The organism is Chryseobacterium cucumeris, from assembly GCF_001593385.1.
In the GTDB taxonomy this organism is placed as follows: Bacteria; Bacteroidota; Bacteroidia; order Flavobacteriales; family Weeksellaceae; genus Chryseobacterium; species Chryseobacterium cucumeris.
The window spans coordinates 1,018,450-1,039,639 of record NZ_LUVZ01000001.1 but is presented as its reverse complement, the minus strand read 5'-3'; the positions used below and the strand labels follow the sequence as shown (position 1 = coordinate 1,039,639).

Annotated in this window: 24 protein-coding genes and 1 riboswitch; of the genes, 13 read left to right on the top strand and 11 right to left on the bottom strand. The window is 36.4% G+C overall.

Translation table 11 applies throughout. The features are described 5' to 3' along the window. Positions 1 to 25 precede the first annotated feature (25 nt). Positions 26 to 1,099, bottom strand: a complete 1,074-nt coding sequence (locus A1704_RS04650; RefSeq protein ID WP_062670902.1) for a 3-oxoacyl-ACP synthase III family protein — start codon at positions 1,097 to 1,099, stop codon at positions 26 to 28. Between the two features lie 101 nt (positions 1,100 to 1,200). Between A1704_RS04650 and A1704_RS04645 the strand changes: the two genes are divergently transcribed. The 8 genes from A1704_RS04645 (at position 1,201) to A1704_RS04610 (ending at position 7,484) form a co-directional block, all read left to right on the top strand. Continuing rightward, on the top strand, positions 1,201 to 1,770 hold the full coding sequence (locus A1704_RS04645) for a hypothetical protein (RefSeq protein ID WP_062670900.1): 570 nt from the start codon (positions 1,201 to 1,203) through the stop codon (positions 1,768 to 1,770). A 3-nt stretch (positions 1,771 to 1,773) separates the two neighbouring features. Then, positions 1,774 to 2,505 (top strand): bifunctional demethylmenaquinone methyltransferase/2-methoxy-6-polyprenyl-1,4-benzoquinol methylase UbiE, encoded by a 732-nt coding sequence (gene ubiE / locus A1704_RS04640; RefSeq protein ID WP_047096897.1) that lies wholly within the window; start codon positions 1,774 to 1,776, stop codon positions 2,503 to 2,505. A 3-nt stretch (positions 2,506 to 2,508) separates the two neighbouring features. Then, positions 2,509 to 3,291, top strand: a complete 783-nt coding sequence (gene porT / locus A1704_RS04635; RefSeq protein WP_034695972.1) for a type IX secretion/gliding motility protein PorT/SprT — start codon at positions 2,509 to 2,511, stop codon at positions 3,289 to 3,291. Positions 3,292 to 3,429: 138 nt separating this feature from the next. Beyond that, positions 3,430 to 3,732, top strand: coding sequence for a hypothetical protein (locus tag A1704_RS04630; protein ID WP_034695970.1), 303 nt, complete (start codon positions 3,430 to 3,432; stop codon positions 3,730 to 3,732). Then, a complete protein-coding gene (locus tag A1704_RS04625; protein WP_034695967.1) occupies positions 3,732 to 4,019 on the top strand; it encodes a cell division protein ZapA in 288 nt (95 codons plus the stop codon). Before A1704_RS04630 ends, A1704_RS04625 begins: the two co-directional genes overlap by 1 nt. A gap of 233 nt (positions 4,020 to 4,252) precedes the next feature. After that, positions 4,253 to 5,818: a ribonuclease Y gene (gene rny / locus A1704_RS04620; protein WP_062670898.1), complete on the top strand. Its 1,566-nt coding sequence runs from the start codon at positions 4,253 to 4,255 to the stop codon at positions 5,816 to 5,818. A gap of 73 nt (positions 5,819 to 5,891) precedes the next feature. Continuing rightward, a complete protein-coding gene (locus A1704_RS04615; protein ID WP_062670897.1) occupies positions 5,892 to 7,133 on the top strand; it encodes an MFS transporter in 1,242 nt (413 codons plus the stop codon). 168 nt (positions 7,134 to 7,301) lie between these two features. Continuing rightward, positions 7,302 to 7,484, top strand: a complete 183-nt coding sequence (locus A1704_RS04610; protein WP_062670895.1) for a hypothetical protein — start codon at positions 7,302 to 7,304, stop codon at positions 7,482 to 7,484. Positions 7,485 to 7,563: 79 nt separating this feature from the next. Here A1704_RS04610 and A1704_RS04605 read toward each other — a convergent pair whose 3' ends face one another. The 5 genes from A1704_RS04605 to A1704_RS04585 all read right to left on the bottom strand — a co-directional run bounded on the left by A1704_RS04605 (position 7,564) and on the right by A1704_RS04585 (position 12,860). Next, positions 7,564 to 8,499 carry a YeiH family protein gene (locus tag A1704_RS04605; protein WP_062670893.1) on the bottom strand — a complete coding sequence of 312 codons (936 nt, stop codon included), beginning with the start codon at positions 8,497 to 8,499 and terminating at the stop codon, positions 7,564 to 7,566. Positions 8,500 to 8,667: 168 nt separating this feature from the next. Continuing rightward, positions 8,668 to 9,543, bottom strand: coding sequence for a LysR family transcriptional regulator (locus tag A1704_RS04600; protein ID WP_062670891.1), 876 nt, complete (start codon positions 9,541 to 9,543; stop codon positions 8,668 to 8,670). Positions 9,544 to 9,854: 311 nt separating this feature from the next. Beyond that, positions 9,855 to 11,162: a voltage-gated chloride channel family protein gene (locus tag A1704_RS04595; protein WP_082798706.1), complete on the bottom strand. Its 1,308-nt coding sequence runs from the start codon at positions 11,160 to 11,162 to the stop codon at positions 9,855 to 9,857. A 31-nt stretch (positions 11,163 to 11,193) separates the two neighbouring features. Further along, a riboswitch (Fluoride riboswitch) is annotated at positions 11,194 to 11,261 on the bottom strand. A gap of 207 nt (positions 11,262 to 11,468) precedes the next feature. Then, positions 11,469 to 12,308 (bottom strand): GLPGLI family protein, encoded by an 840-nt coding sequence (locus A1704_RS04590; protein ID WP_082798705.1) that lies wholly within the window; start codon positions 12,306 to 12,308, stop codon positions 11,469 to 11,471. Positions 12,309 to 12,392: 84 nt separating this feature from the next. Further along, positions 12,393 to 12,860 (bottom strand): acyl-CoA thioesterase, encoded by a 468-nt coding sequence (locus A1704_RS04585; protein ID WP_002980508.1) that lies wholly within the window; start codon positions 12,858 to 12,860, stop codon positions 12,393 to 12,395. Positions 12,861 to 12,981: 121 nt separating this feature from the next. On the opposite strand from A1704_RS04585, the gene A1704_RS04580 reads away from it, so the two are divergent. Both A1704_RS04580 and A1704_RS04575 read left to right on the top strand, forming a co-directional pair. Beyond that, positions 12,982 to 13,335, top strand: coding sequence for an arsenate reductase family protein (locus A1704_RS04580; RefSeq protein ID WP_062670889.1), 354 nt, complete (start codon positions 12,982 to 12,984; stop codon positions 13,333 to 13,335). A 5-nt stretch (positions 13,336 to 13,340) separates the two neighbouring features. Then, positions 13,341 to 13,790, top strand: coding sequence for a hypothetical protein (locus A1704_RS04575; RefSeq protein WP_062670887.1), 450 nt, complete (start codon positions 13,341 to 13,343; stop codon positions 13,788 to 13,790). 68 nt (positions 13,791 to 13,858) lie between these two features. Here A1704_RS04575 and gcvT read toward each other — a convergent pair whose 3' ends face one another. Genes gcvT through idi form a run of 3 tightly spaced genes read right to left on the bottom strand, consistent with a single transcriptional unit; the run spans position 13,859 to position 15,927 of the window. Continuing rightward, the gene (gene gcvT, locus A1704_RS04570; RefSeq protein WP_062670885.1) at positions 13,859 to 14,935 is read right to left on the bottom strand and encodes a glycine cleavage system aminomethyltransferase GcvT; all 1,077 of its coding nucleotides are present in this window, start codon (positions 14,933 to 14,935) and stop codon (positions 13,859 to 13,861) included. A 9-nt stretch (positions 14,936 to 14,944) separates the two neighbouring features. Next, positions 14,945 to 15,418, bottom strand: coding sequence for a hypothetical protein (locus A1704_RS04565; RefSeq protein ID WP_062670883.1), 474 nt, complete (start codon positions 15,416 to 15,418; stop codon positions 14,945 to 14,947). Continuing rightward, positions 15,418 to 15,927, bottom strand: coding sequence for an isopentenyl-diphosphate Delta-isomerase (gene idi, locus A1704_RS04560; RefSeq protein ID WP_062670881.1), 510 nt, complete (start codon positions 15,925 to 15,927; stop codon positions 15,418 to 15,420). The genes A1704_RS04565 and idi overlap by 1 nt, the downstream gene beginning before the upstream one ends. Positions 15,928 to 16,245: 318 nt before the next feature. Here idi and A1704_RS04555 point away from each other — a divergent pair, with 318 nt between their 5' ends. After that, positions 16,246 to 16,656: an LNS2 domain-containing protein gene (locus A1704_RS04555; RefSeq protein ID WP_002980498.1), complete on the top strand. Its 411-nt coding sequence runs from the start codon at positions 16,246 to 16,248 to the stop codon at positions 16,654 to 16,656. Between the two features lie 86 nt (positions 16,657 to 16,742). Next, entirely contained in the window at positions 16,743 to 17,702 is a 960-nt protein-coding gene (locus A1704_RS04550) for a D-2-hydroxyacid dehydrogenase (protein ID WP_062670879.1), read from the top strand. 74 nt (positions 17,703 to 17,776) lie between these two features. Here A1704_RS04550 and mscL read toward each other — a convergent pair whose 3' ends face one another. Next, positions 17,777 to 18,154, bottom strand: a complete 378-nt coding sequence (mscL, locus tag A1704_RS04545) for a large conductance mechanosensitive channel protein MscL (protein ID WP_034695945.1) — start codon at positions 18,152 to 18,154, stop codon at positions 17,777 to 17,779. A gap of 245 nt (positions 18,155 to 18,399) precedes the next feature. On the opposite strand from mscL, the gene A1704_RS04540 reads away from it, so the two are divergent. After that, on the top strand, positions 18,400 to 19,917 hold the full coding sequence (locus A1704_RS04540) for a bifunctional ADP-dependent NAD(P)H-hydrate dehydratase/NAD(P)H-hydrate epimerase (protein ID WP_062670876.1): 1,518 nt from the start codon (positions 18,400 to 18,402) through the stop codon (positions 19,915 to 19,917). Positions 19,918 to 19,988: 71 nt separating this feature from the next. Here A1704_RS04540 and lgt read toward each other — a convergent pair whose 3' ends face one another. After that, complete coding sequence (lgt, locus tag A1704_RS04535; protein ID WP_062671586.1) at positions 19,989 to 20,837, bottom strand: prolipoprotein diacylglyceryl transferase; 849 nt, start codon at positions 20,835 to 20,837, stop codon at positions 19,989 to 19,991. Between the last annotated feature and the right edge of the window lie 353 nt (positions 20,838 to 21,190).

Genomic DNA, 21,190 nt, shown 5'->3' with positions numbered 1-21,190 from the left:
CTTTTATATTTTAATGGTTTAAATATTACTTTTTAGGAAATCTATAAACGATAGCATTGATGTTCATTCCGGCACCTACCGAAGTCATTACAATGTTACCATTATCTTTAAACGATTGACCTTCCATTTTTCCTTTAATTATTAAATCATACATAGTAGGAATTGTTGCTACAGAAGTGTTTCCAAGATCCTGGATCGTCATAGGAGAGATGGCATGATCGTATTCTTTTACATCATAAAGTCTGTGAAGTCTTTCAATCATAGCATAATCCATTTTAGCGTTTGCCTGGTGAATTAAGATTTTGTCTATATCTTCAATAGAAAGACCGGCATCAGTAATGGTATCCTTGATCGCAACCGGTACATTTTTTAGAGCGTATTCATAGATTTTTCTTCCTAACATTCTTACATATAGGCGTTTTTGATCTACTTCTTTATTGATGGAAGGTTGGTTTTCAAGATAATTTAATTCAGGTCCGTTGTCACAAATCGTGTTGTGGGCAATAATCCCTACATTCTCTTCATCTGTTGCTTTTACTACTACAGCTCCTGCACCGTCTGCAAAGATCATTCTGTTTCTGTCATGTGGATCTGTTACTCTGCTTAAAGTTTCCCCTCCTATAACAAGAATTGTTTTAGCTACTTTAGCTTTAATAAGGTTATCTGCCAAAATCATAGCTTCCACCCATCCCGGACATCCGAAAAGCATATCATATGTTACGCATTTTCTGTTTTTGATTCCCAGTTTATTCTTTACTCTCGCTGCCATTGTAGGCATAAAATCAGCATATCCGTGTTCTGTAACTTCCCCGAAATTGCTTGCATAGATGATATAATCCAGTTGTTCGCCGTCTACTTTTGCATCCTCAAGGGCGATTTTTGCAGCTTCATAACCGATTTGTGAATTGGAAAGATCATCCTCAATGAATCTCCTGTTTTCGATTTCTGTAATCTCTACAAATTTCGCAATGGTCTCTTCCACAGGCTTTTCAATCTTTACTCCGTCTTCAGTATAAAACTCGGAATTCATGAAGTAATCTCTACCAATAACTCTGTTCGGAATATAAGATCCAGAGCCAATAATGATCGTATTCGGCATTCGTTTATATGATTTTTTTAAAGATGCAAAGTTAATAATTAATATTAATAACGGAGAATTAAAAATATTATTAAATTTGCAAAAATTGTACTTTACAATCTATGAAAAACAACTCGTCCTTAAAAGGCTTACTTATTGCAGCTGTGGCGTTTATCGTTGCCTTTGGGATCTACTTCCTTTTTTTAGCCAAGAAGAATTATTATGTGGTAGATAATCCTACCCCGAATACGTATTACTTTAAGATCAATAACGGATCTGAAGGAATTATTTCAGCGGGGCAGTATGTGCATGTGGATTTGAATAAAGGGAAAAACTCTATTCAGGTTTTTGATCAGAACAAGAAAATGCTTTACGATTCAGCATTTGAAGTCAATAAACTTCGTGGTCTGATTAATATTACCCATCAGGATTACTACGTAAATGATCAGTATTACGGATATAATCTTAAAAAAGATTCGTTGCTGACAGCACTTGATAAAACGGTTATCGACGGAAAGGATTATTACGGAGGAGCAAGACGCTTCAATAAGCTTTACACAGAAGATTTTTATTACAATGTAGATGAAGACTATGACAAAGTGATCAAAAATATCCAGAAAGTGGAATCACGATCCAAAATCTTCAGAAAGCAGGATTACCTAAATTATTACAAAGAATATTACAAGTTTTAAGTTTTGACAAAAGATATCACCAAAGTTACTCCCTACAATTCAGAGGCTACCAAAAAAAGCCAGGTAGAGGATATGTTCGACAACATTGCACCGAAGTATGACCTTCTGAACCATGTTTTATCCATGAAAATTGATGTTTTATGGAGAAATAAACTGGTAAGATGGATGAAAAATGATAATCCGCAGGAAGTGCTGGATGTGGCTACAGGAACGGGAGATCTGGCAATTACTATTGAAAAAGGAACCGGTTCTAAAGTAGTTGGATTAGATTTATCACAACAAATGCTGAATGTTGGCGTTATTAAAATAAAAAAACTTAAATTAGACGGCAAAATTTCCATGCAAAAAGGAGATGCAGAAAATTTACCTTTCGAGGACAATAGATTTGATGCTGTTTCCGTTGCATTTGGAGTAAGGAATTTTGAAAACCTTACCAAAGGTTTGGCAGAGTTAAGAAGAGTAGTTAAAGATAACAAAAGTGTTTATATACTGGAGTTTTCAAAGGTTGAGGGTTTCATGGGGCCATTTTATATGTTTTATTTCAAAAATATATTGCCTGCCATCGGCAGATTGGTTTCTAAGGATAATAGGGCGTATACATACCTTCCGGATTCTGTAAATGCTTTTCCTTTCGGGGAGAAGATGAAGCAAATTCTTTTAGATACGGGATTTAAGAAAGTTGAATATAAAAAATTAAGTTTAGGTATAGCCACAATTTATAAAGCAACAAAGTAACCTATGAATAAATTTCTATTAAAAGCACTGGTTTTAACCTCAGTAAATGTTGCCGTTTTTGCAAACGCGCAATTCAGAACCCGAAACAGAATGGACAAGTTGGAAGATTTCGACGAACAGAAATTCAGTTGGGGGTTTTATTTGAACGGGAACAGACTGGATTACCGCATTGTTTTGCATCCGAAATATGGGATGAATGATAATGAAAACCTTGTTACCTCTAAGGAAAGTTATAGTTTCGGTGCCGGGCTTATTGCAAAATGGAGACTGAATGACTATCTTGATGTAAGAGTAGAACCAGGGTTACAGTTTGCACAAAGACAGTTGACTTTTAATACTCAATCCAATGACATTTATGCGGGTGGATCTTTAACCAATCCTCCTTTTATGCCATTCCCTTTACAGGAAAAGGATAAAGTAAGAGAAATTAAATCTACCTTGATTGATATTCCGGTACTTCTGGAACTTCATGGTCAAAGATGGTACAACTCAAGGCCTTACGTTGCTGCAGGGGTGAACTATGTTGTAAACCTTCAGTCTAACTCAAGTTCCACAGATGACAACATGCAGGGAATCTACAGATCTACAACGCACAACTTTGCATGGTCTGCAGAAATGGGAATTCAGTTTTATTTCAACAAGTTTAAGCTGACTCCTGCCGTAAGAGGAACATTCTTCATGAACAATGAGAAAGTGGCGGATAATGCTACTACACCTCCTTACTGGTCATCTGCGATCTCTACACTGCAGACAAGAGCGGTAATGTTCGTTCTGAAATTTGAATAAAAATATTGTGTCAAAAAATACACAGGAGGTGCACTGGCGCCTCCTTTTTTATTGTTATATCAAAATATAGAGTGTTTTATTTTTGTTAGTGTTATTATTTTTTTATTTTTGCTTTTAGTTAGAATATACAAACCTGAAATGCTTCAAGATTTAGAAAACAATTTTTCAGAATTAGAGAGAAAGATTTCGACTCTGCAAAAGAACTATAAAAATCTTACGGAAAATTTAAAAGAATTAAATTTTGAGCATGAAGAGTTGAAGAAGAAATATGATGAGGAAAGAAGAAAGAATCAGGTATTAGCAGAAGAACAAAAAAATATAAAACTTTATTCAGCAATATCAGGAAATCCTGAACACAATAGGTTAATGAAAAACCATATCAACAGATTGGTGAAAGAAATTGATTTCTGTATTGCTCAGCTTCAAAACAGTGGATTATAATGGAGGTAAGGAGAATAACCGTCAACATTGCAGGAAGAGTGTATCCGCTGAACGTACCGGCAGCAGAGGAAGAAACTTTGCGTAAAGTAGGGAAGCAGATCGAGAATATGATTAAAGATTTTGAACAGAATTTCGATGTAAGAGATAAACAGGATGCTTTGGCAATGTGTGCCCTTAAACTGGGAACCAATGCAGAAGTAGTTTCTCTGAACTACGAAAAAAATATTAATTCAACCAACGAAAGATTAACGCAGATTAATCAGTCGTTGAATGAAATCGGGAAATAGATTTTTTTTCCTGAAAAGTACTGCCTACAATAATTCTAACACATTAAAGGTAAACTCAACGCTAAACAATTACCGAACAAATGTCCATCGAATGGCGTGCCGGACTTCCGGATTACAGACAGTGGAAATCAGTTCAAATCGTGTTGATTAGGAGTTTACTCTCAATCTCTGGATTATTGTGGGCTTTTTTTATTGAACAAGGATATGAATACAATTAAAACTCAATATAAATTATGATAGAAGTTATAGTAGGTGTTGTTTGTTTAGTAATCGGAGCTGTAGTGGGAATATTTTTTTCCAGAAGTTCTCTGAATACGAAAGCAAAATTCATCATAGATGATGCCAAGAAAAATGCCGAAAACCTTATAGAAAAAGCCAATGTTCAGGCTGAATCCATAAAGAAAGAAAAGAATCTTCAGGCTAAAGAAAAATTCCTGGAATTGAAATCACAGCATGACGCTGACATTCAATCCCGTGAAAAGAAAATGCAGGAAGTTGAAAAGAGAACAAAAGACAAAGAGCATAAGCTGAATGATGAACTTAGCAAGACTGGAAAGCTTGAAAAAGACTTAGACAAGCAGATTGCAGATTATGCTAAGAAGAACGAAATTCTGGACAGAAAACAGCAGGAATTAGATATAGCTACTGCCAAAAAAGTAGAAATACTAGAAAAAATCTCTAATTATACTGCAGAGGAAGCTAAAGCAGAATTGGTGGAAACTATGAGAGCTGAGGCAAAAACAAGAGCGCAGGCACATGTTCAGAGCATCATGGAAGAAGCTCAGCTGAATGCCAAGAATGAAGCAAGAAAAATTGTTATTCAAACGATCCAGAGAATTGGAACCGAGCAGGCAATCGAAAATTCAGTATCCGTTTTCAACATCGAGTCTGATGAAGTAAAAGGTAGAATTATCGGTAGAGAAGGTAGAAATATCCGTGCTTTAGAAGCAGTAACCGGAGTAGAAATTATCGTTGATGATACTCCTGAAGCTATCCTTCTTTCATGTTTCGATCCTGTAAGAAGAGAGATTGCAAGACTATCCCTTCACAGATTGGTAACCGATGGTAGAATTCACCCGGCAAGAATCGAAGAAGTAGTAGAAAAAACTAGAAAACAGATCGAAGAGGAAATCATTGAAGTAGGGAAGAGAACCATCATTGATTTAGGAATCCACGGATTACACCCTGAACTGATCAAAATTGTAGGTAGAATGAAATACCGTTCTTCTTACGGACAAAACTTACTACAGCACTCGAGAGAAGTAGCCAACATTGCTGCAACCATGGCTGCTGAATTAGGATTAAACGTTAAATTAGCCAAAAGAGCAGGTCTTTTACACGATATCGGTAAAGTTCCTGAGCAGGAATCAGAATTACCACACGCCCTTTTAGGAATGCAGTGGGCTGAGAAATACGGTGAAAACCCTGAAGTTGTAAACGCAATCGGAGCTCACCACGACGAAATTGAAATGAAATCGTTATTATCTCCGATCATTCAGGTTGCTGATGCGATCTCTGGAGCTAGACCGGGAGCAAGAAGACAGGTATTGGAATCTTATATTCAGAGATTAAAAGATCTTGAATCTGCAGCATTAAGCTTCGATGGAGTATCCAGTGCTTATGCAATTCAGGCAGGTAGAGAACTGAGAGTAATGGTAGAGAGTGGAAAAGTAAATGACGAAGTAGCTTCTCAGCTTTCTTACGACATCTCTGAGAAAATCCAAAATGAACTGACTTATCCGGGACAGGTAAAAGTAACAGTAATCAGAGAAACAAGAGCTGTGAATATTGCCAGATAATAATCAGAAAAAGATATTTGATAAAAACCTTTCAAGAAATTGAAAGGTTTTTTATTTTTATCAAAACTTAAAAATGCAAGAACTGTCCCTGTCTTCAAAACTGAAGTACATTTTCTCTATTCCCGTTATTATTTCTGCCTTAGGCTATTTTGTAGATATCTATGACCTTCTTTTATTCGGTATCGTTAGAATTCCAAGTTTAAATGCATTAGGGCTTAATCCGGATGCAGACGGAACCTTCATACTGAACTGCCAGATGGTAGGACTTCTCATAGGAGGGGTATTCTGGGGAATTTTTGGAGACAAAAAGGGAAGACTTTCTGTACTGTTTGGATCTATTTTGGTTTATTCATTAGCCAATATTGCCTGTGGTTTTCTTCCTTATTTTCCGAAAGAGCATTTAGTGTACCAATATGCCGGGTTAAGATTTATTGCGGGTATTGGACTTGCCGGAGAGCTCGGAGCCGGAATTACGCTGGTTTCTGAAAGTCTGCCGAAGAATTTAAGAGCTATCGGAACCTCAGTAGTTGCAGGTTTTGGATTAATGGGTGCTGTTGTAGCTCAGCTTACCGTAGAGCTGGCCGGAGGATGGAATATTTCTTACATTATCGGTGGGATCATGGGAATTATGTTATTGATACTGAGAATAAGCGTATCGGAATCCGGAATTTATAAGAATCTTGAGCATAAAAACATCTCAAAAGGAAACTTTCTCTCCTTTTTTACCAATAAAGACAGATTGATAAGGTATTTAAAATGCATTGCAGTGGGATTACCTACTTGGTATTGCATAGGGATTCTGGCTGTTTTAGCCAATCAGTTTGCCCCTGAATTGGGCATAAAAGATATCAACCCCGGAAAAGCAATTATGTGGGCTTATGTAGGTATTTCTGTCGGCGACCTGTTGAGCGGGTTTATTTCTCATGCTTTAAAATCACGAAAAATGGCCATCTTTTATATGCTGGTCTTTACTCTGGTTGGGGTGGCAATCATGTTATTTGGTAATACAAATACGGAAACAAAATATTACATGTTTTGTGTATGGCTGGGATTTGGAACAGGATATTGGGCCATGTTTGTGACACTGGCAGCAGAACAGTTTGGAACGAATATAAGAAATACTGCAACCACAACTGTTCCCAATATGGTAAGAGGGTTGGTGCCGGTAATGATATTCGCTTTTGATTCCCTTAAAGGGCATTTCCCTGTTGTAGAAAGTGCTGCCATAGTAGGAGTAGTGGTATTCGGGCTTGCATTTTACTCTTCACTTACCATTTCTGAAACCCACGACAGAGATCTTGAATTTACAGAATAATTTAACTTGTTTAATAAATAAGATGCTGGTAATCCTTGTTTTGAATATAACAATGAAGTTATAATCAATAAATTATTAAATTTTATTCTGATTTTTGTTGCGAGTGTTTAATATTTGTTTAACTTTGAGAAGTAACTAAAACTATATTTTTAATCAAAACTAAACTACATGAACATTATGAAAAATGCTAAAAAACTGAGAAAACAAGATTTAAAAAATATTACTGGAGGAGTAAGCGGTAAGCCGGATTTATCTCTTTGCGGATGTAGCTGCTCTGGTGCTGTAACTGGTCCTGACTATTGCTCAATATATATGGGCTGTCCACAGGTTTATACTTGTGGGGAGATCTAAGAAATTATTTCAATTAGAAATAAACATTTCCACATTTAATATGCAGAACCCTTTTGATTCCAAAAGGGTTCTGCTCTTTTTAATAGATAATGTAAAGAAGACTGCCAACACTTATGGTGATCCATAGGATAATTGCCATAACCAAAGGTTTTAATCCGATTGATTTCAGCGTTTGAATAGAAAGGGTAGAACCAATCAAAAATAAGGTCAGATTCAGACCGGATTTTGCCAGAACAGTAATTGAAGTGCTGAAGCGGTCAAGAAATGGGAAATAAGTATTCAAAAGGATCGCCACAATGAAATACCCGATAAACCACGGAATCTTTATTTTGGAATCTTTACTTTTAAAAATAAACATGGTAATCAGTGAAACAGGTATAATCCATAAAGCACGAGCCAATTTCACAGTAGTTGCTATTTTCAAGGCTTCATCTCCATATTTGCTGGCAGCACCTACTACAGAACTCGTATCGTGAATTCCCACAGCACACCAAAGTCCAAACTGCTCCTGTGAAAGATTCAGCAGGTGTCCTATTGCAGGGTATACAAACAAGGCAACCGAATTTAAGGTAAAAACAATAGCCAGTGCAAGAGAAATTTGTTTTGTATTAGGTTTAATGATGGGGGAAACAGCAGCAATAGCACTCCCGCCACAAATAGCAGTTCCTGCGGAGAGAAGATAAGATAAAGGTCTTTCCAGTTTAAATAATTTTCCCAGAAAATATCCTAAAACCATAACGGTGACAATACTTACAACAGTCAGCATCAAGCCTGTTTTTCCGGCATGAAGCGCTTCATCAAGTTTCAGCCCGAATCCAAGACCTACTATTGAAATCTGCAGCAGTAAATGAATATATTGATGAAGGTGTTTTTCAAAAGGGTTTCCGATAAAAACAGCCAGGGCAAATCCCAAAGCAAGAGCAATTGGAGAAGATATAAAAGGTGTAAGGCATAATACAGCCAAAACAATAAAAAATACTTTCCTTGTTATTTCATTTTGAATGAAATCTTTCATAATGCGAACTTTTAAAATAAGTATCAAAAGTCCGGAAAATAGTATTACAAAGTAAATCGTATTTTGTTATATTGGATAACTAAAAGTTATATCTTTGCTTATTGCTTATTGCTTATTGCTTATTGCTTATTGCTTATTGCTTATTGCTTATTGCTTATTGCTTATTGCTTATTCTGCAAACCTCAAAAAAAGTTTGATCAGTTCAGATTGTTCGCCTTTAGGCAGGATAAAATGAAAATCTCTTTCAATACTGAAATTTTTAATGTCAATGACCGTAAGTACATTGTTTTTCAGTTCATTTAAGATAGTACTGATAGAAAGAAACGCCATACATTCCGAATGAAGAAGATAATTTTTGATACTTTCACTGCTTCCCAATTGCATAACAGTATTCAATTCATGGATATTGATTTCCTTTTCTTTAAGCCTGTTTTGGATGAATTCAAGTGTCCCGGAACCTTGTTCTCTGAAGACCAGATCCAGTTGGTAAAGATCTTTTAAGTTTAAAGTTTTATGAGTAAGAGGATGATCTGACTTTGCCGCCAGAACAATTTCATCGGGCTTAAACGTTTTATACTCGAAATAAGAAGACTGTGATTCTCCTTCAATGATACCGAGATCAATTTTTTCTTCTTTTAAAAGCGTTGAGATTGTTTCTGTATTTCCTGTCAGCAATTCAATCTTAATATCTTTATAATACGAATTGAATTTGGCTAAAATCTCCGGTAAAATATACTGTGCTATAGTTGTACTCGCCCCGATAATCAGTTTTCCTTTATGCTGCTGGCTGATCTGGCTGATCTCAAACTCCATATCACGATAGATGTTTCTGATCTTTTCTGCATGTTCAAACAGAATTTTTCCGCTTTGGGTCAGCTGGATAGAAGTTCCTTTACGGTCAAATAGCTTAGCACCTATCTGAGTTTCAATTTCTTTAATATGTTTAGTGACAGCAGGTTGTGAGATGTGTAGCTCCTCTGAAGCCTTGGTGAAGCTTAATCGGGTAGCCACCGTATGGAAAACTTTTAATCTGTAATCGAACATGGGGTAAAATTACGAATTATAGTTGGAAATGATGAAGGGAGTTTGAGAGTGGGAGGGTTTGAGGGTAATGAGATGCGTGTTGCGAGTTTCGGAGTCTTAGTATTTGAGAGATCGGGGATTCGGGATTCGGGTTTCGTGGTGTGGGATTCGTGGTGCGAGTTTCGGGATTTCAGGTTTAAGATGTTATAAATGAAGAACTGAGAACTAATAAAAACCAGCATACCGCATCCAGCAACAAAATAAACAAATAATTGTGACCCCGCTCCTCGCACTTCGCATCCCACATCCCGCACCCTGCATCTCGAAATCCCTTATAAAAAATCCGAAACAGACTTGTCCTGCTGACTTTCAAATCTTCTGTTTTTTGCCTCTCCAATCTTTTGTTTTGTATAAATACTGTTATGACCGGAAAGAAGATAAGAAACGACACACGCAATAGCTACATATACACCGCATTCTGCTCCGAATAATTCAATTCCCATCAGCATACAGGCCAAAGGAGTATTGGTAGCTCCGGCAAATACGGCTACAAATCCCATTCCTGCCAATAATCCGAACGGTAATGGGATGAAAAGTGATAAAGCACTGCCTAAGGTAGCACCAATGAAGAACAAGGGTGTCACTTCTCCACCTTTAAATCCGGCTGAAAGGGTAACAATGGTAAAAATCATTTTTAAAGCAAAATCATACAGTGGAAGCTGCTTTTCAAAAGATTCCATAATTATAGGAACGCCCAGTCCGATATAACGGGTTGTTCCCATCGCAAAAACGGCAAGTGCTATAATAATTCCTCCCACTACAGGACGAAGCGGAGGGTATTTGATATTTGATTTAAAGACAGAGCCCATCCAGTGGATGATTTTACTGAAAGCAGCCGCGCAGATTCCAAAAGCTATTCCTGCCAGAATGCTGTATAGAATTGGTAAAAATTCAAGTTTCGGAATAAAATCAATATGGTAATGGGTATGTTTTACATTCCATAGATTGGTAGCCCAGTCTGCCAGAATTGCGGAAGCAAATGCCGGAAAGATTGCATTGTAACGAATCCTTCCGATCAGAAAAACTTCAAGACCAAAAACGGCTCCTGCCAGTGGTGTTCCGAAAACGGAGCCAAATCCGGCAGCAATAGCAGCAATAATTAATATTTTTCTTTCATTTCTGTCAAGTTTAAAAGGCCTGGTGAGCTGATCCGCGATGGCACCCGCCATCTGAAGAGCTGTTCCTTCACGGCCCGCAGAACCTCCGAAAAAATGCGTTGCAATTGTTCCCAGATAGACAAAAGGAGCCATTTTAAAAGGAATAATTCCCTTGGGTTCATGGATGGTATCAATCAACAGGTTATTTCCAGCCTCCACATCTTTTCCGAAATAATAATAAAGAAGCCCTATCAGAAATCCTGCAGCAGGAAGTAAAGCAATCAGCCAGAGATGATTTTCTCTGAAGTTTGTTGCCCATTCTAAAGACTGAAGAAATCCTGCAGAAGCTGTTCCTACCAATATACCAATGATGATACTGATACACAGCCATTTTAAAATATAAGGAACTGCCGGAAATTTTCTGAAGAAAAAACGAGTATGAAAAATTGCTTTTTTACCTGGTGTTCTTTGACTTTTTGACATAGTAATCCTGATTAGTTATTTGTTAATAATCTTTTAATCAGGCGTCATCAGCTTTTGTAAAGCGGTTGGGTAAGGAAGAACACCATTTCCTTTTGATGATGCAAATATATGAATTATAGTAAAAAGATAAAAGATAAAAGATAAAAGATAAAAGATAAAAGATAAAAGATAAAAGATAAAAGATAAAAGATAAAAGATAAAAGATAAAAGATCTTATTGTTAAAATTCAATAGGGGTGGGCTTTAGCCCAGCCAAATAAATTTTAAATCCCATTGGCTTTAGCCCAAACTTAAAATAACCATAGCTTTAATATACCGGATAATGCATCGCCTTATTGATTTCAATCGGATTATTATATTTTCTGATAACCTCCTGCATGCTTTTGGTTTGCGTATTCAGTTCATCAACATTATGAATTTCCTTTCCGTTGATATTAATTCTAAGGTCATTATTGGATTTGCTGATATTATTTCTTTCAAAAGCAAAAGGATCATTATAAAACTCCATAAGCAGCTTATGTTTTTGCTTTTCGTTAATAGGAATTGCTTTATTACCAAAGCTGGATTCCAGGAAATCTGAAGTAGGGGAAACTTCCGGAAGTTCTCTGCTTTTAACGAGCGTATAAAGGAAATTTTTCTTAGCATCTGATAGCTCAAAGATTAAACCGGGCAATCCACGCAGTTTAAATGGCCCTTCATTAAATGGAATATCTTTACAGAACCAGGCCGTCCAGCTTCTCCCTCCAAATTTTGTAGTTGCTTTTTGTAAAGTATAGTTTTCTACCTTTTTTATCTCATCAGCAATCGTCCAATTGATCTTATCTATAGTTTTAAATGTATAATATCCGTTTTTAATATTGATGAAATTTTCATTATCAAAAGAATTGATCTTTCTTTTAACTACCTGTCCGGTCATATCAGTATAGCTGAAGTTCGTTCCGAATTTTTTATTCAGTGAGTCTCTGATGGCGAGATCTTTCCCATAGAATTTTACTTCCTTCGGAGTGATATCGAGGATCATATTCACTTTTTCATATCCAGCCTCGGTAGAATCCATTTTATACTGAAGATCATAAATAAACCGGTGTGTCTGAGACTGCACCAAAGCTATTACAAGCAATGCTGTTAAAGTAAAAAAACTTTTCATATCATATGATTGGTTGTTTTTTGTTACTGGTTTCCCAAAACCTTAAACCTCAAATCCTGCAATCTCGCATCCCGAAACCCGCTCTTACAAAAAAGGTTTCATTTCATCTTCAATCTGCGTTCTCAGCTCCATCAGGCGTTTGGCATACATTTCAAGCTGTTTTTCTTCCTCTGTTTCCGGTGTCCATTTTGGAACAGGGAGTTTTTTTCCATTTTCATCCACAGCTACAAATACAATAATACAATGTGTTTTCTTCTCAAAGTTGGGCTGTTTTAAATTTCTTGAAAAAACATTGATGGCAATATGCATGCTTGAAGTTCCGGTATAGATCACCTGAGCGTCTACTTTTACTACTTCCCCGATTTTAATAGGATCATAAAAACGAATTCCGCCTACATAAACAGTGACAGAATAATTACCACTCCAGGTTGTCGCGCATGCATAACCGGCCTGGTCAATCCATTTCATAACACTTCCTCCGTGTACATTTCCTCCGTAATTAACATCTGAAGGCTCCGAAATAAACTGAAAAGTAATAGGCTTGTTCTGCATCTTTATAAAATTTGAATAAAGTTATTTAATAATTTCCAAAGTTTTAGATTAAATCCTACTTTTGAAAGACGAAACTTTCAATGAAAGAGAATTTTAACCCATAACAGATTTAGAACCCGTAATGAAGAAAGTATTTTATCTCAACACTTGTGATACATGTAGAAAAATTTTAGCCCAATTTGACCTTACAGGCTGGGAACTTCGCGAAATTAAAAAAGAGCCCATCACAAAAGAGGAATTGGCGGAAATGCATAAGAAAACAAAATCATACGAAGCATTATTCAGTAAAAAATCCACTCAGATTAAATTGAGAGGGCTGGATGTAAAGTCTTTGACAGAGAAAGATTTTAAAGAGTTACTGCTGGATCATTATACTTTCCTTAAAAGACCTGTTTTTGTGACAGACAAGGAGATTTTCGTAGGAAATGATAAGAAGAACGTTGAAGAATTGCAGAAGTTCTTTGGTGTGATATAGCGTATATGGGATTTGGATTAGAGATCTATCTCATTTTTGATGTGAAAGAACCATTTGAAAAGTATTTGGAGCTTAGAGACCGTTACCATTTTGATCATAGAAACGGCTTAAACTTAATAATGACAGGAGATGGAGATGTGGATGCAGGTGATGAAGATCGACTGTTAAGGCAAGTCGAAAGAGTTTTAAATGTTGATCTTACTTTGTTGGATTTCTGGGATTATACTGAAGAATACGAAGGTTTTACAAGTATAGAACCTTTACGTGTGAAACTGATTGAACTGGAACATGCATTAGCAGAAAATCCTGAATTTTATAAAAGAATCAGCTGGGGGCACGATATAGAAGAAGAATATCTGAAAGACAACTTTATAAAAGATGTCCGCTTTTTCATTGAAAGGCTCAATTTGAATCTTGAAAATGGAGCTTCCCTGGTAAAATATATTTCACACTAAAATTTTATAAAATCAGCCCCGCAAAAATTGCGGGGCTGATTTATTATTTCTTATATCTTTTGAACAGATTATACAAAAGGAGCTTTTACCACTTTTGCAGGAATGTTCTTGTTTCTTACCTGAATGAAGATTTCAGAACCTAATTTGAAGTGAGGTTTGTCTACATAAGCAAGACCTAAACCTACTTTTTTCATTGGAGACTGTGTTCCGGAAGTTACTTTCCCGATTACATTTCCTTCAGCATCCACTACAGGATAATCATGTCTTGGAACTCCTTTGTCTGTCAATTCGAAACCTACTAGTTTTCTTGTAACTCCTTCTTCTTTTTGTTTTGCGAAAACATCTTTAGAAACGAAGTCTTTGTCAAACTTAGTGATCCATCCTAAACCGGCTTCAATCGGAGACGTTGTATCATCTATATCATTTCCGTACAGGCAGAATCCTTTTTCTAATCTTAAAGTATCTCTGGCAGCCAATCCGCAAGGAATGATTCCTTCTTCTTTACCTGCTTCCATTACGGCATCCCAAAGTTTTTCAGCACTTCCGTTATTGAAATAAATCTCAAAACCACCGCTTCCTGTGTATCCTGTGTTTGAAATAATCACATCGTTTTCGCCCGCAACAGTTCCTACAGTAAAATGATAGTAAGGAATTTCTGAAAGGTTTACTTCCGTAAGTTTTTGAAGAATTTCAGTAGCTTTAGGCCCCTGAACTGCCAGTAATGACATTTCGTCAGAAGCGTTGGTCATTTTAGTTCCGAAAGTATTGTATTTTGAAATATGATTCCAGTCTTTGTCGATGTTGGATGCGTTGACTACTACAAAATATTTGTCATCTTCCATCTTGTAAACAATAAGGTCATCTACAATTCCGCCATTTTCGTTCGGAAGGCAGGAATATTGAGCTTTTCCGTTTTCAAGTGCATCTACATTGTTGGTAGTTACATACTGCAAAAGGTCTTTTGAACCCGGCCCTTCGATGAAAAACTGTCCCATGTGGGAAACATCAAATAATCCTGCTTTTTCTCTTACGGCAAAGTGCTCTTCTGTAACCCCTGAATATTGAACAGGCATTTCAAAACCTGCGAAAGGTACGATCTTAGCTCCCAAAGAAACATGTTTGTCGTACAAGGCTGTTTTCTTCATATTTAATTTTTATTTCTTTATTTTAAAACTGTTAAAAGTCTCATTGAATAGGGTCATATAGTTTCCGTTCCAGAACTTCTGGCCACAGTTGATGGAAACCAAATATAAGTTTTTATCTTTTTGAAAAGCTTTGGTTACCCAGAACAGCTTTTCTTTTTCATCGAAATGCTCATAGAAGTATTCCGTATACCCTTTCTGACTCTTTTTTTCTTTTACTTTTTTCTCTTCGTCATGTGATTGATAAAGGGCAAGGATAAATTTTTTCACTTCTTCTTTCGGAAGGGGAAGATCATGATATTCCGAGATGGTAATAGCACCTATCTGGCTGGTAGGGAAAATATTGATGATCTCACTGTCGTTTGTGGATTTCCAGCCTTCAGGAACATTGATAGAGTAATTCGGAGTGTCAAATACACCTGCCTTTTGGGCAAAAAACAGGCTTCCTGTCAAAAAAGCAGAAAAAAGCAATATTTTTTTCATCATTAAAAATGGTGTTTGTATTCTTCGAGGATGATTTTGAACCATTCTGTAAAGTTTTCAGGATGTTCGGAAATTTCCTTATCAAGATCTTCCATAGAAATGAATCTTACTTCTTCCACTTCATCTTTATTTAAATTGAAATCAGTTTCATGATTTCCCACAAACACATGATCCAGCTCGTGCTCCCAAAGACCACCGCCTACATCTGCTTTGTAAATAAAATGGAATTTTTCAGAAAGATCAGCTTCAATTCCCAATTCTTCTTTCAGTCTGCGTACTGCTCCTTCCAGATAAGTTTCTCCTTCTCGGGGGTGTGAGCATACCGCATTGGTCCATTGATTGGGAGAATGGTATTTTCCTGACGCTCTTTTCTGCAATAGCATTTCTCCTTTATTATTGAAAAGAAATACAGAAAAAGCACGGTGTAACAAGCCATTGATGTGAGCCTGCTGTTTCTCCATCAGCCCTAAAACCTCATCTTCAGGATTTACTAAAACGACAAATTCTTCCATTCCTACAAATGTAAGAGTAATAAATGTATTTTGGAAATTTTTAGATAAACATCATGCTTTTTGTAATAAGACTAATAAAATGATGAAAGTTTACAGATAATACATCCATTCACAGACTGATTTTCTTTAAAACCTCCACTTTCTTATTTAAAAAAAGAAATGCAAAACGAAAATTATTAACTATTTCATGGTAAATAATGAATAAAATATTGATATTATTCTTTAAATAATAGTTTTTGTAGTAAAATATTAACATAAACTAAGATTAATATGCCTGATAGTTGTAAAAACGCTAACTTTGTTTTTTAATATTTAGTAATGGAATTAGAATACATTGAACACATTAGTCCTATTCTAAAGGATGGAATAAAAAATTACTTAATAGATATCGACGGAACCATTACTGATGACGTTCCCAATGAAGAGCCGGAAAGAATGGTTACCTGCGAACCCTATCCTGATGCTCTGGAAACGATCAACAGATGGTATGACGAAGGACATCAGATCTGCTTTTTTACTTCAAGAACCGAAAATCTGAAACAAATTACGATCGACTGGCTGGATAAGCATGGCTTCAAATACCACAGCGTGCTTTGCGGAAAACCAAGAGGAGGAAATTATCACTGGATAGACAACCACCTGGTAAGAGCTACAAGATACAAAGGAAGATTTACGGATTTGGTAGAAAAACAAGTGACCATTGAGGTATTCAAAGAAGACGGCGAATAAAAATATAATTCAAAGATTTAAAGATTAAATGTGAACCAGTACCTTTAATTTTTAAATCTTTCATTTTTTAATATACTTGATATTTTATGAAAGTTTTAGCAAACGACGGCCTGGATCAATCTGGAATAGATGCATTGACAGAAAAAGGCTTTGAGGTGATTACTACAAAAGTTCCCCAGGAATTTTTAGTAGATTATATTAATGAGCACAAAATCCGCACCTTATTGGTGAGAAGTGCCACACAGGTAAGAAAAGATATTATTGATGGATGTCCGTCTATCGACATTATTGGAAGAGGGGGTGTTGGTATGGATAATATTGACGTAGATTATGCAAGAGAAAAAGGAATTCATGTGATCAACACTCCTTCAGCATCATCGGAATCTGTGGCTGAGCTTGTTTTCGCCCATTTGTTTTCCGGGGCGAGATTTCTTCAGGATTCTAACAGAAAAATGCCAGTTGTAGGAGATACTGAATTTGCAGGTCTTAAAAAAGCATACGCTGCAGGTATAGAACTGAGAGGAAAAACCATCGGTATTGTGGGAATGGGAAGAATCGGCCAGGAAGTGGCAAGAATTGCTTTAGGACTTGGGATGAGAGTGATTGCAGCTGATAATAACGTCGGAAGAGCAAGTATCAAAGTGAAATTTTACAACAACCAGTTCATCAATGTTGATATTGAAACAGAGCCGTTACAGGATGTTTTAAAACATTCAGACTTCATTACTCTGCACGTTCCTGCACAGAAGGACGGTTATATGATCGGAAAGAATGAGTTTGAAATAATGAAAGACGGAGTGGCTGTTGTCAACTGCTCAAGAGGAGGAGTTATTGATGAAGCAGCTTTAATTCAAGCTTTGGACTCAGGTAAAGTAAGATTTGCCGGATTAGATGTTTTCATTAATGAGCCAACACCTTCTAAAGAAATCCTTACTCATTCTAAAATCTCCCTCACCCCTCATACGGGAGCTTCTACGCTTGAAGCGCAGGATAGAATCGGTCTTTCTCTGGCAGAGCAGATTTCAAGCATCTTACAGATTCAGTAATTTGGAAATGATATTATAAATAAAGCACCTTGGTTAGACCGAGGTGCTTTTTATATTAAAATGTAGTTTACAAATTAGATATTTTTGCTTTTCAACAAATCTCTGATCTCAGTAAGTAATTTTTGATCTTCTGTAGGTCCGGCAGGAGCTGGAGCCTCTTTTTTGTTCACTTTATTAGCCAGTTTGATGATCCAGAAAAGAACCATCGCAATACAAAGGAAACTGATTACTGCTGAAAGGAAGTTTCCATAAGCAACACCATTCCATGTAAGTTTTGCAATATTTTCTGCACCGGCTGCTTTCAATGCCGGGTTTAAGATCAGAGGCGTGATAACATCTTCTACCAAAGACGAAACAATTTTACCAAATGCTGCCCCAATGATCACACCGACAGCCAGATCGAGAACATTGCCCTTAAAGGCAAACTCTTTAAATTCTTTAACAAATCCCATAATTTATATTTTTTTAATTAGTATATACACAAAAATATAATTTAAAAATGTAAAAAACACTACTTTTTATGGTTTTTTATTCCCAAAATATTGAATTTTATGAGAAATTTATAGAATTTGATTTAATGAATATTTCAGCTTTTTTAAGATATATTATCTCATTAGTGAGGTCTCTTTATTTTTGTTATTGACGTGGCATCATAATGAAAAATCTTTTGTAATTTGCTTAAAAGTTTGATTTGCCTATGAAAGTTTTTAGAGCAGAACAGATACGCAGCTGGGATCAGTTCACGATTTCTCAAGAGCCGGTTTCCTCCATTCAACTGATGGAAAGAGCTTCAATGGCTGTTGCACATTGGATTTCGGAACATTGTAAAAATCATAAGAAACTGGCTGTATTTTGTGGTAACGGAAATAACGGAGGAGACGGCCTGGCTGTCGCAAGAATACTTTATCTGAAAGGTTTTGATGTAGATGTATTTGTAAGCGATTCCAAAAAGAAATTTTCAGAAGATGCTTCTGTTAACCTGAAAAGACTTCGTGATTTATCCGGAATTTCAGTCAGGAAATTTGATCCTAAAGAACAATATAATTTTGATGATAAAACAATCATTATCGATGCTCTTTTCGGAACAGGATTATCCAGGCCGCTGGAAGGAGAATATAAAATGCTTGTTGAGCAATTGAATACTAAAAAGAATATTAAGATATCCATTGATGTTCCTTCCGGATTGTCTGCTGATGAAATGTTTGACCATGATCCTGTTATTCTGAAAGCTGATTATACCCTTACTTTCCAATGCTGGAAAAAGACCTTCCTTCATCCTGAAACCGGAAAATATTCTGGAAAAATAATAGTACTGGATATTGATTTAAATAAAATATATGCAGACACAACCGATTCCGATTACTCTGTAATTGATGATCAGCTGATTAGTTCGATATTCGTTCCGAGACAGGAATTTTCTCATAAAGGCAGCTATGGTAAGGCAGCCATCATAGGAGGGAGCTATGGAAAAATAGGAGCGGCAGTACTGGCTACAAAATCAGCTTTAAAAACCGGTGCTGGGCTTACCTTTACCCTGGCTCCGGAATGTGGATATGATATTCTGCAGACCTCATGTCCTGAAGCAATGTTTATAAAAGGAGGGGAGCAGTTTATCACAAATTTTGAAATTGATAAAGACATTACCTGTGGTGCGGGTCCTGGTTTGGGAACTCATTCAGGAACCGAAAAAGACTTTCTGAATTTTCTGAAAGACTATTCAAAGCCATTGATTCTGGATGCAGATGCATTGAACATCATTTCAAAAGATAAGAAAAATTTGAAATTAATTCCTGAAAAATCAATCATTACGCCTCACCCGAAAGAGTTTGAAAGACTTTTCGGAAGTACAGATAATTCTTTCAAAAGACTTGAAATGGCAAGGAAAAAGGCAAAAGATCTTGGTCTTTATATTGTTCTTAAAGACCACCATACCCAGGTTGTTACTCCGGAGGGAAAAGTATTCTATAATATAACGGGAAATGCAGGGTTGGCGAAAGGAGGAAGCGGAGATATTCTTACCGGAATCCTGACTTCGCTTCTGGCCCAGAAATATTCTGAAGAAGAGACTTGTATTCTTGGTGTATGGTTACATGGCAGAGCTGCCGATATTGCTTCAGAAAAACATTCAAAAGAATCGATGCTGCCTACTGATGTCATTGATGCATTGGGGTCTGTTTTTGAAGAACTGAACAGGAAAGCGGAGAGAAATCTGTAAGTAAACAGCTAATAAAAAAGGCAAATCTGTATTTCTACAAATTTGCCTTTTTATTTTTTAGTTTAAATGGTTTATTCCGGTTTCTCGTTTTCTGCTTCAGTAATCTTAAATTTCTTGGAAACGATCATGATGACAACACCTGCAATCATAAAAGGAATCGAAAGAACCTGACCTGTATTCAGTCCGCCAATCTGGATGAACTCATCTCCCTGCGGCTCTTTAAGGAACTCAACAAAGAACCTGATCGCCCAAAGAATGATGAAAAACAGACCGAATAACCATCCCTGCTGGTATTTTTTATTTGTTTTTCTGTACAATATCCATAGTAAAATGAAGAGAAGAACATATCCTACTGCTTCAAATAACTGGCTCGGATAACGGGGTACCGTAAGACCATATTCACTGCTTTGTTGTGGGAAAAGCAAAGCAAACGGAGAATTCGGGTCCGCTGGTTTACCAACAATTTCAGAATTGAAAAAATTCCCCATTCTTACAAACGCTCCTCCTAAAGCTACGACAATACCAAGTCTGTCATATACCCAAAAAGGGTTTTTCCTAATGATTTTAAATGAATAATAAAGCGTGGTAAAGATCAGGGCAATCGTAGCACCGTGGCTCGCCAGTCCTGAAAAACCTGTGAATTTTAAACCGTTTTTTGTGCTTATCGGTAAAAATACACTCCAGAAATCTTCTTTAAATAATTCCGGCTGATAAAAGATAACATGTCCTAATCTTGCTCCCAGAATAGTCCCGATCAATGTCCATGTGAACAGAGGTTCAAGATATTTCTGGTTCACATTATCAATCTTAAAGATTCTCGTCATTAAAACATATCCGAATCCAAAGGCAAAAACAAACATCAAACTATAAAAGTGAAGCGTAAATGATCCGATGTGAATACCTTTTGAAGGATCCCAGATTTTAAATGAAGTCTTAAGTTCTACTTTATCAGAATCTGTAATTGGCTTTACAGACTTTACTGCATATTTAAAAGTGGTGATATTTTCTTTGGTAACACCAGTATCAATCAACTTAAAGTTTTTATCAAAAAACTGATACCTGGAATCCTTATACTTTGCTAAAGTGGAAGCCCCATAATTGTAATAAGCAGGTTCAAAATTGGATTCATTAAGAATCACAACGAAAGACTGGTTCTTGTCTGATTCTCTGTCCGGAAAAGCTGTAAGGTCTCCCATCTCTGTGGTAGAATAGATTTTTACAGGAACATTACTTCCATTGATATCTAAAGTTCCGTCAGATAAACCTCCAGGGT

Bases quoted from the DNA above. Each gene is read 5' to 3' on its own strand.
- A1704_RS04540 (WP_062670876.1), top strand. From the start codon at position 18,400: ATGAAAGTTTTTAGAGCAGAACAGATACGCAGCTGGGATCAGTTCACG.
- A1704_RS04625 (WP_034695967.1), top strand. From the start codon at position 3,732: ATGGAGGTAAGGAGAATAACCGTCAACATTGCAGGAAGAGTGTATCCG.
- A1704_RS04565 (WP_062670883.1), bottom strand. From the start codon at position 15,418: ATGATGAAAAAAATATTGCTTTTTTCTGCTTTTTTGACAGGAAGCCTG.
- A1704_RS04575 (WP_062670887.1), top strand. From the start codon at position 13,341: ATGGGATTTGGATTAGAGATCTATCTCATTTTTGATGTGAAAGAACCA.
- A1704_RS04630 (WP_034695970.1), top strand. From the start codon at position 3,430: ATGCTTCAAGATTTAGAAAACAATTTTTCAGAATTAGAGAGAAAGATT.
- gcvT (WP_062670885.1), bottom strand. From the start codon at position 14,935: ATGAAGAAAACAGCCTTGTACGACAAACATGTTTCTTTGGGAGCTAAG.
- porT (WP_034695972.1), top strand. From the start codon at position 2,509: ATGAATAAATTTCTATTAAAAGCACTGGTTTTAACCTCAGTAAATGTT.
- A1704_RS04555 (WP_002980498.1), top strand. From the start codon at position 16,246: ATGGAATTAGAATACATTGAACACATTAGTCCTATTCTAAAGGATGGA.
- A1704_RS04590 (WP_082798705.1), bottom strand. From the start codon at position 12,308: ATGAAAAGTTTTTTTACTTTAACAGCATTGCTTGTAATAGCTTTGGTG.
- rny (WP_062670898.1), top strand. From the start codon at position 4,253: ATGATAGAAGTTATAGTAGGTGTTGTTTGTTTAGTAATCGGAGCTGTA.
- A1704_RS04650 (WP_062670902.1), bottom strand. From the start codon at position 1,099: ATGCCGAATACGATCATTATTGGCTCTGGATCTTATATTCCGAACAGA.
- A1704_RS04585 (WP_002980508.1), bottom strand. From the start codon at position 12,860: ATGCAGAACAAGCCTATTACTTTTCAGTTTATTTCGGAGCCTTCAGAT.
- A1704_RS04615 (WP_062670897.1), top strand. From the start codon at position 5,892: ATGCAAGAACTGTCCCTGTCTTCAAAACTGAAGTACATTTTCTCTATT.
- A1704_RS04645 (WP_062670900.1), top strand. From the start codon at position 1,201: ATGAAAAACAACTCGTCCTTAAAAGGCTTACTTATTGCAGCTGTGGCG.
- A1704_RS04610 (WP_062670895.1), top strand. From the start codon at position 7,302: ATGAACATTATGAAAAATGCTAAAAAACTGAGAAAACAAGATTTAAAA.
- A1704_RS04580 (WP_062670889.1), top strand. From the start codon at position 12,982: ATGAAGAAAGTATTTTATCTCAACACTTGTGATACATGTAGAAAAATT.
- A1704_RS04550 (WP_062670879.1), top strand. From the start codon at position 16,743: ATGAAAGTTTTAGCAAACGACGGCCTGGATCAATCTGGAATAGATGCA.
- A1704_RS04605 (WP_062670893.1), bottom strand. From the start codon at position 8,499: ATGAAAGATTTCATTCAAAATGAAATAACAAGGAAAGTATTTTTTATT.
- idi (WP_062670881.1), bottom strand. From the start codon at position 15,927: ATGGAAGAATTTGTCGTTTTAGTAAATCCTGAAGATGAGGTTTTAGGG.
- mscL (WP_034695945.1), bottom strand. From the start codon at position 18,154: ATGGGATTTGTTAAAGAATTTAAAGAGTTTGCCTTTAAGGGCAATGTT.
- A1704_RS04595 (WP_082798706.1), bottom strand. From the start codon at position 11,162: ATGTCAAAAAGTCAAAGAACACCAGGTAAAAAAGCAATTTTTCATACT.
- A1704_RS04600 (WP_062670891.1), bottom strand. From the start codon at position 9,543: ATGTTCGATTACAGATTAAAAGTTTTCCATACGGTGGCTACCCGATTA.